We start from the raw sequence: 14,882 nt of genomic DNA, 5'->3' as shown, positions 1-14,882 counted from the left end.
GTGGAATTGGGTCGCCCTTTGACCCAATTATGCATGCAGCGGGCTGCATCCTTTCGAGAAAATGCTGGCATTTTCGAGAAGCGTGTCGAACTTTTCGACACGCTGAAAAAAGACTCCCCGGACCATCCGGGGAGTCTTTTCTACTGAGCAATATCAGGATTCCGGCTCCTGCGATGCGCTGGGCTTGGGGTCCTCATTTCCCTCGTCTTCAGGCTTCTGCGAGGCCGACGGGTCGGTGGGCTCCTGCGAGGTGGAGGGCTCAGGATCAGTGGGTGTACCGCTGTTGTGCACGGTACACTGGCCGTTGCCCTGCACTGTGGGCAGCAAGGCACCGGTGTCCAGAATTGTGGCTCCGGACTCATTGTTCCGGGAGTAGTCCACAAAGGTCACAGTCCGGACAGAGCTGGAAGGACAGTAGGGTCCAGCCAGATGATAGCCTCCAGAGGCGGAGCCCTCGGTGCAGATGTCCACGGCCACATGGCAGGAGCAGTACTGGCTGGGCACATCGCTGCTGAGCAGGGTCATGTTCTGAACCCGGCTGCCCCGGACATCCATGGAGCAATTGTCGGTGGCCAGCTTTCCGCAGTCCTTACAGATGCTCACCGTCACCACGCCAGAGGGCTGGGTGAATTCTTCTCTGGGCAGGTCCTCATGGACACGGCTCATGACCTTCTGCCACAGGAGGGTGGAGGGGCTGGGCCACATGCCACCAATATACTCACTGTTGGGATATCCAATCCACACCGCAGCGGTGTAGTGCTTGGTGTAGCCCACAAACCACTGGTCGTTGGCAGCATCGGTGGTACCCGTCTTACCGGCCACCAACTGGCCGGAAATGCGGGCGGCAGTACCGGTACCGCTGCTGACGACGTTGGTGAGCATCTGGTTGATATAGTAGGTGGTACGCTGACTCAGGATATACTCGGTGGAGGGCTTGTTGTCGATGACCACATTGCCGTCATGGTCCTTCACCGTCAGGTACGTGGTGGCCTCAGTAAAGGCGCCGTCCCGGGGGAAGGTGGCATAGGCAGCGGCCATCTCAAAGGTGGAGATACCCTTGGTGAGACCGCCCATAGCCAGCTGGCTGTATCCCAGGTCCGTCTTCACCTCGCCGTTCTCCAACACCATTTCATCCACCACCGTGGAGATCTTGAATTTCTCCGTCATATATTCATAGGAGGTCTGGAAGCCCAGCATTTCCAGAACATTGGAAGCAACGGTATTAATAGAATCGGTAACACCTTCCAGCACTGTAGTTAGACCACGATAGCGGTTCGGCTCATTTTTCAGCCAGAAAAATCCCATCCAACGGGGTACATCGTCGGTGACGGTGTTGGGGGTGATGAGGTTCTCCTCAATGGCAGGGGCATACACCGAGAGAGGCTTGATGGACGAACCGGGCTGACGCACCGTATCCGTAGCGTAGCTCCAGCCCCGGTTGATGGTCTTTTCGCCCACGTCGCCGCCAATGGCCACCACATATCCGGTGTCATTATCCACTACGGTCATGCCGGACTTCATCTCCTGGCCCGAGCTGGAGATATAATTGAGGTTGCTCTTGTCGTTGTACACCTCGTCCACAGCCGCCTGAACCTCCGGGTCATAGGGCACAACGATCTCCAGACCGCCGCTGTACACCATCTTGGTGACGACCTCATAGGATAGGCCAGTCTGTTCCATCAGGTCCTCGGTGACCTCGTCAATCACCGCCTCCACATACCAGGAGTAGATGGTCTTGTTGCTGGTGTTGGCGTTGTTGTACTCCTCTTTCTTCTCATCGTCCCAGTCGGAGCGGAACACCAGTTCTTCGGCCTTGGCCTGTTCTGCTGCTTCCTTGCTGATGGCCTTGTCGCCCAGCACATCTTCCTTGGTCATCTGGTCCAGAATGAGCTCCTGACGGGCCTTGTTGTAGTCTCGGGCCGTCCACACGGTGCCCTCGTCGAAGCTGTTCTTCGCTCCGCACTCAGAACACACATCATCCTTGGTCAGAGAGTACTCGCCGCATTTGGTGCACTTATAGCGGGTAACCTCCAAGGTGGAGTAGGGGCTGTACAGAGAGGGGTTGTTGGTGATACCAGCCAGGCTGGCGCACTCGGCCAGAGACAACTCGGACACGTCCTTGCCAAAGTACATCTGAGAGGCAGACTGTACGCCGTAGCATCCCTGACCCAGGAAGATCTCATTGAGATAGTAGGTGATGATATCTTCCTTGGTGTAATTCTTCTCCAGCTCCAGAGCGGTGAAGATCTCCAGAATCTTACGCTTGACGGTGACGTCATCGTAATCGGTGATGTTCTTCACCAGCTGCTGGGTCAAGGTGGAACCGCCAAAGGTGTTTCTCATGCCGATGAACATGTTCACAAAGGCGCCGGCGGTACGGTACCAGTCCACACCGTTGTGCTCCCAGAACCGCTTATCCTCCACGGCTACCACCGCATTGACAAGGTCCTGGGGAATTTCATCATAGTCCACCCATTGGCGGTTTTCTGCGCCCACCAAGGTTTGCAGTTCCACCAGTTGACCGTTGTCATCCTCGTACTTGATGACAGAGTTCTCGTTGATGGTGTAGGCGGACAGGTCTAGCTTGGCCTCGGGAATGATGACATTGGTGATATACACCGCAGCATAACAGGCCATGAACGCACTGGTGACGATACCGATGAGCAGCAGGGTCCCCAGCACCTTTCCCACACGCAGGGCAATTTCTGACCGCTTGGTGGGTGCCTTCTTACGGGGCTGGTGGGAACTCCCCTCCCCGCTTCTCTCCGGACTTGCTCCACGGGTCTGGGATGTGTCGTGCCGACGCCTGGGTCCACGTTCCGAAGAGGGTCGATTTCGATTCATCTCTGACATAATGGGTACCTCCGATGTATTGGGGCGCAATGCGCCCAACTCGTCTTCCTTTTTCATTCTTCTATAACTTATTTCCGTCAAAATACGATATTTTTCAGCACATTCTTCTGGAATTTTTTGCTTATACACCGAATTGACTCATGATATTATAGCACACACACCCTGCTTTGTCCACCCTGCCCCCGGAGCGCCCCGGAAGCTTCGATTTTCTTTTCTCAATTCTCCCCCTTGCATTTTCGCCCCGTTGCAGTTACAATAAAGCCAGCGAAAGACATTCGCCCGAAAACGCCCTAAGGAGGACTTATAGGCATGAGCGAAGACTACGGACCTGATTTCGTCACCGTCACCGATGAGGACGGCAACGAATTTGAATTGGAACATCTGGGCACACTGGAGTATCGGGACAACACCTACATGGCCTTCGTCCCTGCTGACATGGACGAGGACGACGAGGACTTCGGCCTGATTCTCCTGCGCGTGGCTGAGGAGAACGGGGAGCAGATCCTGGCTGACATTGACGACCAGGAAGAGCTGGACCAGGTCTATGAGCAGTTTATGACTCAGCTGTTCAACGAGGACGGCGAGGACGCCCAGTAACCTTTTTCGTAATTGATCCCTGCCTTGTCTCGTGACCACCTTTTTAAAACCCACATCTTTTAAACGGGATGTCCCCTCATCTGGCGGATCGCAGGCCTCCCGGACCCCTTCGGAGTGTTTGGACGTTGGAAGTGAGGAAACCAGATGGAGACAACCCACCTGCATTTGCGTGCAGGTTTTTAATTGGGTGGCACGGCTATGGCGGGGCCCTTTGATGACTCAGGCGATGCAGAGCGAATCTGCATCGCCTTTTTCCTTGTGACAATTTCCGATTTTTTCTTGCATACGCCAGCCCCACGTGGTATAATATGCCCGTTCGGCACATCTCTCAGACGTGGTGTGCCGTTCTTCCCACCGGGGATACCACTGAATACTGAGAGGATTGATACCATGAGTGCATCCAGAGAGAAGAAGCAACGCCAAACCGTTGCCCCTTCCGACAAGAACTCCAAAGCCTATTCCGAACAAGCTGCCTACAAGCGTAAGGTGCGCACCTACACCGCCATCGGTGTTGTGGTGGCCATTCTGGTAGCTGCCCTGATTACTTGGAACTCTGGCTTCTTCCAGCGCCGTGCCACTGCCGCCACCATTGGTGACACCAAGGTGAGCGTCTCCGAGCTGGGTTACTATTATTACAACATCCGTTACATGTACGCCTACTACTACCGCGCCGTGGACCCCAACACCCCCGACAACGAGCAGATGTATGATGAGGAAGAGGGCAAGACCTACCGCGACTTCTTCCTGGAGTCCGCCCTGAGCCAGGCTCAGAACGACAAGGCTCTGTATGACGCCGCTGTGGAGGCTGGTTACTCCAAGTCCGACATTCAGGAGGATCTGGACGAGCGCATCGACTCCACCAAGAGCGCTGCCAAGACCTCTGCTGTCTCCTACAAGGCTTATATCCAGTCCATGTATGGACAGTACATCACCCCCAGCGTCTATGAGGACCTGGAAGCCCGCTCCCTGCTGGCCACCAAGTACTACAATGATGTCTACACCGACACCAAGGAGTCCTTCACCGAGACCGATCTGGAGGATTACTACAACGAGCACAAGGACGACGCCGATACCTTCAAGTACTCCTACCTCTACTTCAAGGCTGACGAGGTGGAGGAGACCGACGACGAGGGCAACACCCTGAGCAACGACGAGATCTCCAAGCTGAAGGAAGAGGCCATGGCCGCCGCCAAGACCAAAGCTGACGAGGCCCTGGCCGCTTACCAGGAGGGCACCGATGTGGCCAAGCTCATCTCTGAGACCTCCCCCAGCAACTCCGCTGACCACACCACTGTGGTAGGCGCCTCCTCCCTGTCCAGCATCTACAAGGACAAGCTGCTGGAGCTGGAGAAGGACCAGGGCGCCGTGGTGGAGAACACCGACGCCGGCTACTACGTGGTGATCTTCCACGACCGCTACCAGGACAAGACCACTCCCGCCACCATCCGTGACATCCTCATCAAGGCTGAGACCACCACCGACGAGGATGGCAACACCGTGGCTCCCACCCAGGAGGCCTGGGACGCCGCCAAGGCCAAGGCCGAAGAGGTCATGGCCAAGTGGGAGGAGAGCGACAAGACCGCCGAGGCCTTCGGTAAGCTGGCTGAGGAGTACTCTGCAAGCTCCACTGCCTCCAACGGCGGTGTGACCACCGGCGTGAAGTCCGGCACCCTCAACGACGACCGGAACAGCTGGCTGTTTGAGGAGGAGCGTGCCACGGGTGACGTGACCATGGTCCAGCACCAGGACAACCCCAGTTCCACCTCCGCCTACTTCGGCTACCACATCACCTACTTCCAGGAGTGGGAAGAGGAGTCTTGGAAGCAGACCGTCCGTTCCGCTCTCACCACCGACGCTATGACCGACTGGTCTGACGAGCTGCTGGGCAGCGACACCTACGCCACCGCTCTGGCTGACGGTGCCAAGTACTTTGGCTACTAATTCCACTTGATTTTCAAATTTCCCCGGCGTATCCTAATACGCCGGGGAAATTTTAAACTGTCAAGCAAGCAACCACCTAGCTAGAAGTTCTGATGGTATTGCATAGACATAAGCCCTCGGCAGAGTTTTCCCGACTACAGGCGGGAAAATAAATTCAAATCCGTTTTTTCCGGGGACATGCGCATCGGAAAAAACACTTCTCAGCCCGCCAGTGTGGAATTGGGTCGCTCTTTGACCCAATTATGCACGCAGCGGGCTGCATTTTCTCTCAAAAATGCTGGCATTTTTGAGAAAGGAGGCAAACTGACATGGAAGACCAATTCATTCGAACCCGTATGCTGTTGGGGGACGCTGCCATGGAGCGGCTACAGCACAGCCACGTGGCTGTGTTCGGCCTGGGCGGCGTGGGCAGCTGGTGCGCCGAAGCCCTGTGCCGGTCCGGGGTGGGTGAACTAACCCTCATTGATCTGGACGATCTGTCCGTGAGCAACATCAACCGCCAGGCCTTCGCTCTCCACTCCACCGTAGGCATGAAAAAAGCGGAGGCTGCCGCCCTCCGCTTAGCTGATATCTCTCCCACCTGCCAGCTCCACCCCATGGCCGCCCGATATGAGGCCCAGACCCGAGAGGAATTTTTCCAGCACTCCTATGACTGTATCGTGGATGCCATCGACCTGGTGTCCTGCAAGCTGGACCTCATCGAGACCGCCCATACCCGGAACATCCCCATCATCTCCGCCATGGGCACCGGCAATAAGTTGGACGCCCAGCAGCTGCGCATTGCAGACCTGTCCAAAACCGAGGGCTGTCCCCTGGCCCGGGTGGTGCGAAAAGAATTGAAAGCCCGGGGGATTCTCCACCACCCTGTGGTGTTCTCCCCCGAGCTTCCCTCTCGTGCCCACGACGGGACGGAGACGCCTCCGCCTGGCCGCCGTTCCATTCCTGCCAGCTCCATGTGGGTGCCCGCCAGCGCAGGCCTATTGCTGGCCCAGTGGGTGATCTCCTATCTCACTAACGAGAACACCGCTCACTGACCCGCCGGACCACCCAGCTGGCCAGGATACCACAGCAGGTTCCAATCACTGCACCCGTCAACACATCGGTGGGGAAATGCACCCCCACATACAGCCGGGACAACCCCATCAGGGCCGCAGCCACCAGGGCTGCGGCCTTTGCCCATTTTGGCTTCACGGTGAGAAACAGCGCCACGCCAAAGGCAAAGGCCGCCGTGGTGTGTCCAGACGGAAAGGAATTGGGGTCAGAACTGGTGACCAGACACACAAAGTCCTCCATGACCACCCAGGGCCGTGGCCGGGTGATCAGCGGCTTGATGGTCAGGTTGGTCACCACCGCACCAAACGCCAAGGCGGTCAATGCGGTAGCTCCTGCCTTTCTGGTCTGTCGAAAGGCCAACAGCAGCAGGGCCACGGCGATAAAGCACAGGCCGCCATTGCCCAGATTGGTGTAGAACATCACCAAGGGGTCCAACCAGGCCATACGCAGGTGTTGGGCAATCCACCACAGGGCCCCCTCGTCCAATTGTTGTATCAACTCCAGCACAGTGGTACTCCTTCCCTTGACCCAGGGGTCAAGCCTATTGTATAATTGTTCCTGTAAGACAAAATATGGTCTATTCTACTGTATTTTGTCCAGACTTGCAAGAAGATTTCCATGTGATCTTTTGAGGTGAGTGTCATGAAGCAAATTCTCTGCCTGTCCCACACCCCATGGCAGGCTCGCCCCAACCGCACCCAGCAGCTGCTGGCCCGACTCAGCGACATCCAAATTCTCTTTTTTGAGCCTCCCGTCCCCCGCGGGATGCCGAGCCCCAAGCAGGGCCGCAAGATGCGCCCCCATATTACCGTGTATACCCTTCCCGCTCCCATGTTCGCCCGATGGAATCACCCTTCCATGCAGCGACGAGATGAGCAGCGCTGCGCCAACTTTATGGAAAAGGTCCTGATTCACCACCATTTTCGGGAGCCGGTGTTGTGGTGCACCAGTCCAGAACAGACCGTTCATCTGGACCAGTTGGCATACAGCGGTCTGGTGTACGACTGCTACCGGGAGTGGGACGAGAACTATCTGGACAAAGAGAGCGATTTGACCTGCCATGCCGACGTGGTGTTTGCCGCCTCTCCTGGATTGGTCCAGCGCCTCTCCCCCTGCAACGACAGCGTGCACCTGCTGCCCAACGGGGTCAACGACCGCATGTTCACCCGCCCTGGACTCACGGTGCCTCTCTGTCTCTCCCAGCTGCCCTCCCCCATTCTGGGCCGGGTGGGAGATATCAACGGTCGGATCGAGCTGGAGCCCATGCTCCGGGCCGCCCACACCCATCCGGAGTGGACCTTCCTGCTCATGGGCCGGGTCACCCCCACCGTGCGCAGCCGCCTGCGCCGCTATCCCAACATCGTCCTGGCCGGGCCTGTCAATCCGGTGGAGTTGCCCGACTACCTGTTCGCCTGCAACGTGCTCTTTGACCTTTTCCACGCCGACACCAAAGGCAGCGATATCATTCCCCCTCGCATGTACGAATACTTGGCCTCGGGAAAGCCCATTGTCACCATGATTGACCCCGATCAGGTGGAGCCCTTCCCCGACGTGGTGTACACCGCCTACGATTCCGCCGGATTTGTGCGCCGCTGCCGCCGGGCGCTGGAGGAGGAGTCCTCCCTGGCTGCCCCTCGCAGACAGAACTATGCCCGCAACGCCTCCTGGGCCAGCCGTGCCAAAGACGCCCTGGAAATTCTGGACCGAGCCGGGTTATTCTAACCAGCCCTTATAGAATCCGCAGGCAATCCATTGTGTAAGCTAACGAAAAAAATTTTATACCTTGATTTGCCCCCTCGTTTGTGTATAGAATAAAGATACTTTTTGTAGAGAGGTGTTGCCCTGTGAAGGCCGAGCATTTTTCTGTTGCATCTGGCATGTCTCAGGGCATCTCTGCGTCCAAATTCCGTCCATAATCCAAACAGGCCGACTACAAGTGCGTGGTTGGCCTGTTTGATTTTTGGCATGCGTTTTGTAAAGGAGAATGGAACAATGAGTAAAAAAGTTGCAGTTATCATGGGTTCTGACTCGGATTGGCCCGTGGTGAAAGGTGCCTGTCAACAGCTTGCCCACTATGGCATTCCCTACGAGGCCCACATCATGAGCGCCCACCGCACGCCCGCCCAGGCCGCTGAGTTTGCCCGCTCCGCCCGTCAAAACGGCTTTGGCGTGATCATCTGCGCTGCCGGAATGGCCGCTCACCTGGCCGGCGCTTTCGCCGGAAATTCCACCCTCCCCGTCATCGGCATCCCCCTCAAGGGCGGCGCTGTGGACGGTCTGGACGCTCTGCTGGCCACGGTCCAGATGCCCAGCGGCATCCCCGTCGCCACCGTGGCCCTCAACGGCGCCAAGAACGCCGCTGTGCTGGCCGCCCAGATTCTGGCTGTCACCGACGACGAGCTGGCCTCCCGTCTGGACGCCGACCGGGACATTATGGCCGCTCAAATCGCCGCCAAGGAAGACAAACTCCAGCAGGAACTGGCTGAACTGTAATTTCATTCACTTTGAGATAGAGAAAGGACGATTTATCATGAACAAACTGGAACAGCTGTATGAAGGAAAGGCCAAGAAGGTGTTCGCCACCGAGAACCCCGACATCGTGATCGTCTCCTACAAGGACGACGCTACCGCCTTTGACGGCGCCAAGAAGGGCACCATCCTGGGCAAGGGCGCCATCAACAACCAGATGAGCAACTTCCTCATGTCCCAGCTGGAGAAGGCCGGCGTCCCCACCCACCTGGTGGAAGAGCTCAATGAGCGTGAGACCGCCGTGAAGAAGGTTTCCATCGTCCCCCTGGAGGTCATCATCCGCAACATCTCCGCCGGTTCCTTCGCCAAGCGCTACGGCGTGGAAGAGGGCATTGTGTTCGACCAGCCCACCATCGAGTTTTCCTACAAGAACGACGACCTCCACGACCCCCTCATCAACGACTACCACGCTGTGGCTCTGAAGCTGGCCACCTGGGAGGAGATCGAGCAGATCAAGACCTACGCCTTCGCCGTCAATGAGTTTTTGAAGAAGACTCTGGCCGAGTGCGGCGTGACCCTGGTGGACTTCAAGCTGGAGTTCGGCAAGACCTCCGACGGCACCATCGTCCTGGCCGACGAGATCAGCCCCGACACCTGCCGCTTCTGGGACTCCAAGACCGGCGAGAAGCTGGATAAGGACCGTTTCCGCCGCGACCTGGGCAACGTGGAGGGCGCTTATCAGGAGATGAGCCGCCGCCTCATGGGCAAGTAATTTACTAGGAGGAACAGCATGGGAGGCTTTTTTGGCGCCGTCTCCAAGCGGGACGTAACTCTTGATATCTTTTTCGGCGTGGACTACCACTCTCACCTGGGCACTCGTCGGGGCGGCATGATCATTCATGACGCCGCCGACGGCTTCCAGCGTCAGATCCACTCCATTGAAAACACCCCCTTCCGCACCAAGTTCGAGAAGGATCTTCACGACTTCCACGGCTGCAGCGGCATCGGCTGCATCAGCGACACCGACCCCCAGCCCCTGCTGGTTCGCTCCCACCTGGGTCTGTACGCCATCACCACCGTGGGCGTCATCACCAACACCGACCAGCTGGTGGCAGAGCATTTTTCCGAGCCCGGCCACCAGTTCATGGCCATGAGCTCCGGCAAGGTCAACTCCACCGAGCTCACCGCCGCCCTCATCAACCAGAAGACCAACCTCATTGACGGCATCCGCAACGCCCAGGAGCTCATTGAAGGGTCCATGACCCTGCTCATCCTCACCGAGCACGGTGAGATCATCGCCGCCCGGGACCGTCTGGGCCGTCTGCCCGTCCTCATCGGCAAGGGCCCCGAGGGCCACTGCGTATCCTTCGAGTCTTTCGCCTATCACAAGCTGGGCTACGAGGACGCCTACGAGCTGGGCCCCCGTGAAATTGTCCGGGTCACCGCCGACGGCTTTGAGACCCTGGTCCCCGCGGGCGACGAGATGAAAATCTGCGCCTTCCTGTGGACCTACTACGGCTACCCCAACTCCAACTACGAGGGGGTCAACGTGGAGGTCATGCGCTACCGCAACGGCGAGATCATGGCCCGGGACGAAGAGGCCCGAGGCGTGCAGCCGGACGTGGACTTCGTGGCCGGTGTGCCCGACTCCGGTGTGCCCCACGCCATCGGCTACGCCAACAAAAGCGGCAAGCAGTTTGCCCGTCCCTTCGTGAAATACACCCCCACCTGGCCCCGCTCCTTCATGCCCGCCAACCAGGAAGTGCGCAACCAGGTGGCCAAGATGAAGCAGATTCCTGTGCCCGAGCTCATTCAGGACAAGAAGCTTCTCTTCGTGGACGACTCCATCGTCCGTGGCACCCAGCTGCGGGAGACCGTGGACTTCCTCTACGAGTCCGGGGCCAAGGAAGTGCACATGCGCTCCGCCTGCCCCCCCATCATGTACAGCTGCAAGTATCTGAACTTCTCCCGGGGCAACTCCGACATGGACCTGCTGGCCCGTCGCACCATCCAGGAGCTGGAGGGCGACGAGGGTCAGAAGCATCTGGAGGAGTACGCCGACGCCAACACCGAGCGTGGCCAGTGCATGCTCAAGTCCATCTGCGAGAAGATGGGCTTTGACTCCCTGGGCTATCAGTCCCTGGACGGCCTGCTGGAGTCCATCGGTCTGGACCGGGATAAGGTGTGCACCTACTGCTGGAACGGAAAGGAGTAATTTTCATGAATCATTCTGACTCTCACTCTGCCTCCTACGCCGCTGCCGGCGTGGACGTCACCGCCGGTTACGAGGCGGTACGCCGCATCAAGCCCATGGTGGAATCCACCTACATTCCCGGCGTCATGGGTACCCTGGGCGGCTTTGGCGGCATGTTTGCCCCCGACCTGAACGGCATGAAGAAGCCCGTGCTGGTGTCCGGTACCGACGGCGTGGGCACCAAGCTAAAGCTGGCGTTCCTCATGGACAAGCACGACACCGTGGGCATCGACTGCGTGGCCATGTGTGTCAATGACATCATCTGCGGCGGCGCTATGCCCCTGTTCTTCCTGGACTACATCGCCTGCGGCAAGAACGACCCCGCCCGCATCGCTGACATCGTCACCGGCATCACCGAGGGCTGCCGCCAGGCCGGCTGCGCTCTGGTGGGCGGTGAGACCGCCGAGATGCCCGGCTTCTACCCCGTGGACGAGTACGACCTGGCTGGGTTCTCCGTTGGCATGGTGGACGAGGAGAAGATCATCGACGGCAAGTCCCTCAGCGAAGGCGACGTGCTCATCGGTCTGGCCTCCTCTGGCGTGCACTCCAACGGCTTCTCCCTGGTGCGTAAGGTCTTCGACGTGGAGCACGCCGACCTGAAGACCCCCATGGATGAGCTGAACGGCAAGAGCCTGGGCGAGGCCCTGCTGGAGCCCACCCGCATCTATGTCAAGGCCGTGAAGGCCGTGCTGGGCGCTGGCGTGGATGTCCACGCCGTCAGCCACATCACCGGCGGCGGCTTCTATGAGAATGTGCCCCGCATGATGGTGGACGGCCTCACCGCTCAGATCAAGCTGGACTCCTTCCCCACCCTGCCCATCTTCTCCCTCATCCAGAAGGCGGGCAACATCCCCGCTCGGGATATGTACAACACCTTCAACATGGGCATCGGCATGATTCTGGCCGTCCCCGCCGCCCAGGCTCAGGCCGCTCTGGACGCCCTGGCCGCAGCTGGCGAGACCGCCTACCAGATCGGCAGCGTGGTCGCTGGCGAGGCTGGCGTGGAGCTGGTGTAATCCATGGGAACACGTATTGCCGTTTTGGTGTCCGGCGGCGGCACCAACCTGCAAGCCCTCATTGACGCCCAGGCCCGGGGCGAGCTGGGCGGCGGCACCATTGCCGCCGTCATCTCCTCCAAGGCCGGGGTATACGCCCTGGAACGGGCGGAGAAGGCGGGGATTCCCCACTATGTCATCCCCCGCAAGGAGTATCCCTCCAACCAGGCCATGACCCAGGCGCTGGTGGCCAAGCTCCGTGAGCTGGACATTGACCTGGTGGTGCTGGCAGGCTTTATGATCATTCTCACCGAAGAGATGGTGCAGGCCTACCCCAACGCCATCTTGAACGTCCACCCCGCCCTCATCCCCTCCTTCTGTGGAGAGGGCTGCTACGGTCTCCACGTCCACGAGAAGGCCCTGGAGTACGGAGTGAAAGTGTCCGGCGCCACCGTCCACTTTGTCTCGGAGGAGTGCGACGGCGGCCCCATCGTGCTGCAAAAGGCTGTGGCTGTGGAGGAGGGGGACACCCCCGAGACCTTGCAGCGGCGCATCATGGAGCAGGCCGAGTGGCACATCCTGCCCCAAGCCGTCTCCCTGTTCTGCCAAGATCGGCTCCATGTAGAGGGCCGAGTGGTCCACATTCTGCCCCCGCAAGCTTGACAAAAGCGCTCAGGGCATGATATAGTTAACAGGCTATATGACTGACGGAAGTGGGTTGACCACAGGGAGTATAGCCGTAGAAATGCCGACCGTCTGGGCGCACCTATTTTGTGGATAGGTGCGCCCTTTTTCTTTGACCAACACTTTGAGGAGGTACCACTATGACAACTTTGGATCTGTGCCAGGAGCTGTCCCGCAACCCTTACCCCGGCCGGGGCATCGTGCTGGGCCGCACCGCTGACAACAAGCACGCGGTGATCGCCTACTTCATCATGGGCCGCAGCGAAAACAGCCGCAACCGTATCTTTGAGGAGACGGACGACGGCATCCGCACCCGGGCCTATGACGAGAGCAAGATGACCGATCCCTCCCTGATCATCTATCACCCCGTGCGCCAGGTGGGCGAGGACACCATCGTCACCAACGGCGACCAGACCGACACCATTCAGCAGGGCCTGCTGGCTGGCAAGACCTTTGCTGAGTCCCTGCGCTCCCGCTGCTTCGAGCCCGATCCCCCCAACTACACCCCTCGCATCTCCGGTCTGCTCCTCAAGGACGGCAGCTACAAGCTGTCCATTCTGAAGTCCGCCTACGGCAACCCTGACTGCAACCTGCGCTACTTCTACGAGTACGACGCACCCCTGCCCGGCACCGGACACTTCATCCACACCTATCAGGAGAACCTGGACCCCCTGCCCTCCTTTGAGGGTGAGCCCCGTCTGGTGGCCATCACCGCCCCCGACGCCGAGACTCTGGCCGGGGACCTGTGGCTGTCCCTCAACGACGAGAACAAGGTCTCTCTCTTCGTCCGCTACATCGACCTGGAGACCGGAGACTGTGAGACTTCCATCATCAACAAACACTGGGAGGTTTAATCCATGACTGAACTGGAACTGAAATACGGCTGTAACCCCAACCAAAAGCCCGCCCGCATCTACATGGACGAGGGTGAGCTGCCCATCACCGTGCTCAACGGCAAGCCCGGCTACATCAACTTCATGGACGCCCTCAACTCCTGGCAGCTGGTGAAGGCCCTGAAGAAGGCCACCGGCCTGCCCGCCGCCGCCTCCTTCAAGCACGTCTCCCCCGCCGGTGCCGCTCTGGGCACTCCCCTCACCGACGTGGAGAAGCAGATCTACTTCGCCGACGGCTTTGACACCTCCCCCATCGCCTGCGCCTACATCAAGGCCCGTGGCGCGGATCGTCTGTGCTCCTACGGCGACTGGGCCGCCCTGTCCGACGTGTGCGATGAGGCCACCGCCCGGTTCCTGGCCATGGAAGTCTCCGACGGCATCATCGCTCCCGGCTACACCGACGAGGCCCTGGCCATTCTCAAGACCAAGAAGAAGGGCAACTACAACGTGGTGCAGATTGACCCCAACTACGAGCCCGCCCCCATTGAGACCCGCCACATCTACGGCATCACCTTCCAGCAGGGCTACAACAACTTCGAGATCAACGAGAGCCTGCTGGACAACATCGTCACCGAGAACAAGGAGCTGCCCGAGGCCGCCCGCCACGACCTGCTGCTGGCCCTGCTGACTCTGAAGTACACCCAGTCCAACTCCGTGTGCTACGTCAAGAACGGCCAGACCATCGGTGTGGGCGCTGGTCAGCAGAGCCGCATCCACTGCACTCGTCTGGCTGGCTCCAAGGCGGACAACTGGATGCTGCGCCAGCATCCCAAGGTTTTGGGCCTCCAGTTTGTGGACAACATCCGCCGTCCCAACCGGGACAACGCCATCGACGTGTACATCTCCGACGAGTACGAGGACGTGCTGGCCGAGGGCGTGTGGCAGGAGACCTTCAAGGTCAAGCCCGAGCCCCTGACCCGTGAGGAGAAAAAGGCCTGGATTGCCCAGATGCACGGCGTGTCCGTGGGCTCCGACGCCTTCTTCCCCTTCGGCGACAACGTGGAGCGGGCCCGCAAGTCCGGCGTGGAGTACATCGCCCAGCCCGGCGGCTCCATTCGGGACGACAACGTCATCGAAACCTGCAACAAGTATGGAATCGTCATGGCCTTCACCGGCATGCGCCTGTTCCACCACTAAGAGGAG

General features: G+C 59.0%; 13 protein-coding genes, 1 other RNA gene and 1 riboswitch. Of the genes, 12 read left to right on the top strand and 2 right to left on the bottom strand.

Annotated elements, in window-relative coordinates; translation table 11 throughout:
- Positions 1–153: 153 nt before the first annotated feature.
- Positions 154–2,853, bottom strand: a complete 2,700-nt coding sequence (locus tag B5F12_RS02370; RefSeq protein WP_158096729.1) for a transglycosylase domain-containing protein — start codon at positions 2,851–2,853, stop codon at positions 154–156.
- Positions 2,854–3,162: 309 nt separating this feature from the next.
- Here B5F12_RS02370 and B5F12_RS02365 point away from each other — a divergent pair, with 309 nt between their 5' ends.
- The 4 genes from B5F12_RS02365 to B5F12_RS02350 all read left to right on the top strand — a co-directional run bounded on the left by B5F12_RS02365 (position 3,163) and on the right by B5F12_RS02350 (position 6,425).
- Complete coding sequence (locus tag B5F12_RS02365; RefSeq protein ID WP_087229684.1) at positions 3,163–3,450, top strand: DUF1292 domain-containing protein; 288 nt, start codon at positions 3,163–3,165, stop codon at positions 3,448–3,450.
- A 13-nt stretch (positions 3,451–3,463) separates the two neighbouring features.
- Positions 3,464–3,662: non-coding RNA, 6S RNA (gene ssrS / locus B5F12_RS02360), on the top strand.
- Positions 3,663–3,840: 178 nt separating this feature from the next.
- Complete coding sequence (locus B5F12_RS02355) at positions 3,841–5,391, top strand: peptidylprolyl isomerase (protein WP_158096728.1); 1,551 nt, start codon at positions 3,841–3,843, stop codon at positions 5,389–5,391.
- Between the two features lie 308 nt (positions 5,392–5,699).
- Entirely contained in the window at positions 5,700–6,425 is a 726-nt protein-coding gene (locus B5F12_RS02350) for a tRNA threonylcarbamoyladenosine dehydratase (protein WP_087229679.1), read from the top strand.
- Here the strand turns inward: B5F12_RS02350 and B5F12_RS02345 are convergent.
- Entirely contained in the window at positions 6,403–6,951 is a 549-nt protein-coding gene (locus B5F12_RS02345) for a phosphatase PAP2 family protein (protein WP_242954867.1), read from the bottom strand. The genes B5F12_RS02350 and B5F12_RS02345 overlap by 23 nt on opposite strands.
- 135 nt (positions 6,952–7,086) lie before the next feature.
- Between B5F12_RS02345 and B5F12_RS02340 the strand changes: the two genes are divergently transcribed.
- From B5F12_RS02340 to B5F12_RS02305, 8 genes are all read left to right on the top strand, one after another.
- Positions 7,087–8,166 (top strand): hypothetical protein, encoded by a 1,080-nt coding sequence (locus B5F12_RS02340; RefSeq protein ID WP_087229676.1) that lies wholly within the window; start codon positions 7,087–7,089, stop codon positions 8,164–8,166.
- 270 nt (positions 8,167–8,436) lie between these two features.
- Positions 8,437–8,937, top strand: coding sequence for a 5-(carboxyamino)imidazole ribonucleotide mutase (gene purE, locus B5F12_RS02335; RefSeq protein ID WP_087229673.1), 501 nt, complete (start codon positions 8,437–8,439; stop codon positions 8,935–8,937).
- 37 nt (positions 8,938–8,974) lie between these two features.
- On the top strand, positions 8,975–9,685 hold the full coding sequence (purC, locus tag B5F12_RS02330) for a phosphoribosylaminoimidazolesuccinocarboxamide synthase (RefSeq protein WP_087229670.1): 711 nt from the start codon (positions 8,975–8,977) through the stop codon (positions 9,683–9,685).
- 18 nt (positions 9,686–9,703) lie between these two features.
- Positions 9,704–11,128 carry an amidophosphoribosyltransferase gene (locus tag B5F12_RS02325; RefSeq protein WP_087229667.1) on the top strand — a complete coding sequence of 475 codons (1,425 nt, stop codon included), beginning with the start codon at positions 9,704–9,706 and terminating at the stop codon, positions 11,126–11,128.
- 5 nt (positions 11,129–11,133) lie between these two features.
- Positions 11,134–12,183 carry a phosphoribosylformylglycinamidine cyclo-ligase gene (gene purM, locus B5F12_RS02320; protein WP_087229664.1) on the top strand — a complete coding sequence of 350 codons (1,050 nt, stop codon included), beginning with the start codon at positions 11,134–11,136 and terminating at the stop codon, positions 12,181–12,183.
- Between the two features lie 3 nt (positions 12,184–12,186).
- Positions 12,187–12,825, top strand: coding sequence for a phosphoribosylglycinamide formyltransferase (purN, locus tag B5F12_RS02315; protein WP_087229661.1), 639 nt, complete (start codon positions 12,187–12,189; stop codon positions 12,823–12,825).
- 27 nt (positions 12,826–12,852) lie between these two features.
- Positions 12,853–12,931: riboswitch (ZMP/ZTP riboswitch) on the top strand.
- Between the two features lie 55 nt (positions 12,932–12,986).
- Positions 12,987–13,700 (top strand): IMP cyclohydrolase, encoded by a 714-nt coding sequence (locus B5F12_RS02310; RefSeq protein ID WP_087229657.1) that lies wholly within the window; start codon positions 12,987–12,989, stop codon positions 13,698–13,700.
- Positions 13,701–13,703: 3 nt separating this feature from the next.
- The gene (locus B5F12_RS02305) at positions 13,704–14,876 is read left to right on the top strand and encodes a phosphoribosylaminoimidazolecarboxamide formyltransferase (RefSeq protein ID WP_087229654.1); all 1,173 of its coding nucleotides are present in this window, start codon (positions 13,704–13,706) and stop codon (positions 14,874–14,876) included.
- The last annotated feature ends 6 nt before the right edge of the window (positions 14,877–14,882 follow it).

This window comes from Pseudoflavonifractor sp. An176 (assembly GCF_002160435.1).
GTDB classification, from domain to species: domain Bacteria; phylum Bacillota; class Clostridia; order Oscillospirales; family Oscillospiraceae; genus Enterenecus; species Enterenecus faecium.
The sequence above is the reverse complement of the archived record's forward strand: the minus strand, read 5'-3'. Positions and strand labels throughout refer to the sequence as shown.

Coding starts and splice junctions, on each gene's coding strand:
- B5F12_RS02370 (WP_158096729.1), bottom strand. CDS start 2,853: ATGTCAGAGATGAATCGAAATCGACCCTCTTCGGAACGTGGACCCAGG.
- B5F12_RS02365 (WP_087229684.1), top strand. CDS start 3,163: ATGAGCGAAGACTACGGACCTGATTTCGTCACCGTCACCGATGAGGAC.
- B5F12_RS02355 (WP_158096728.1), top strand. CDS start 3,841: ATGAGTGCATCCAGAGAGAAGAAGCAACGCCAAACCGTTGCCCCTTCC.
- B5F12_RS02350 (WP_087229679.1), top strand. CDS start 5,700: ATGGAAGACCAATTCATTCGAACCCGTATGCTGTTGGGGGACGCTGCC.
- B5F12_RS02340 (WP_087229676.1), top strand. CDS start 7,087: ATGAAGCAAATTCTCTGCCTGTCCCACACCCCATGGCAGGCTCGCCCC.
- purE (WP_087229673.1), top strand. CDS start 8,437: ATGAGTAAAAAAGTTGCAGTTATCATGGGTTCTGACTCGGATTGGCCC.
- purC (WP_087229670.1), top strand. CDS start 8,975: ATGAACAAACTGGAACAGCTGTATGAAGGAAAGGCCAAGAAGGTGTTC.
- B5F12_RS02325 (WP_087229667.1), top strand. CDS start 9,704: ATGGGAGGCTTTTTTGGCGCCGTCTCCAAGCGGGACGTAACTCTTGAT.
- purM (WP_087229664.1), top strand. CDS start 11,134: ATGAATCATTCTGACTCTCACTCTGCCTCCTACGCCGCTGCCGGCGTG.
- purN (WP_087229661.1), top strand. CDS start 12,187: ATGGGAACACGTATTGCCGTTTTGGTGTCCGGCGGCGGCACCAACCTG.
- B5F12_RS02310 (WP_087229657.1), top strand. CDS start 12,987: ATGACAACTTTGGATCTGTGCCAGGAGCTGTCCCGCAACCCTTACCCC.
- B5F12_RS02305 (WP_087229654.1), top strand. CDS start 13,704: ATGACTGAACTGGAACTGAAATACGGCTGTAACCCCAACCAAAAGCCC.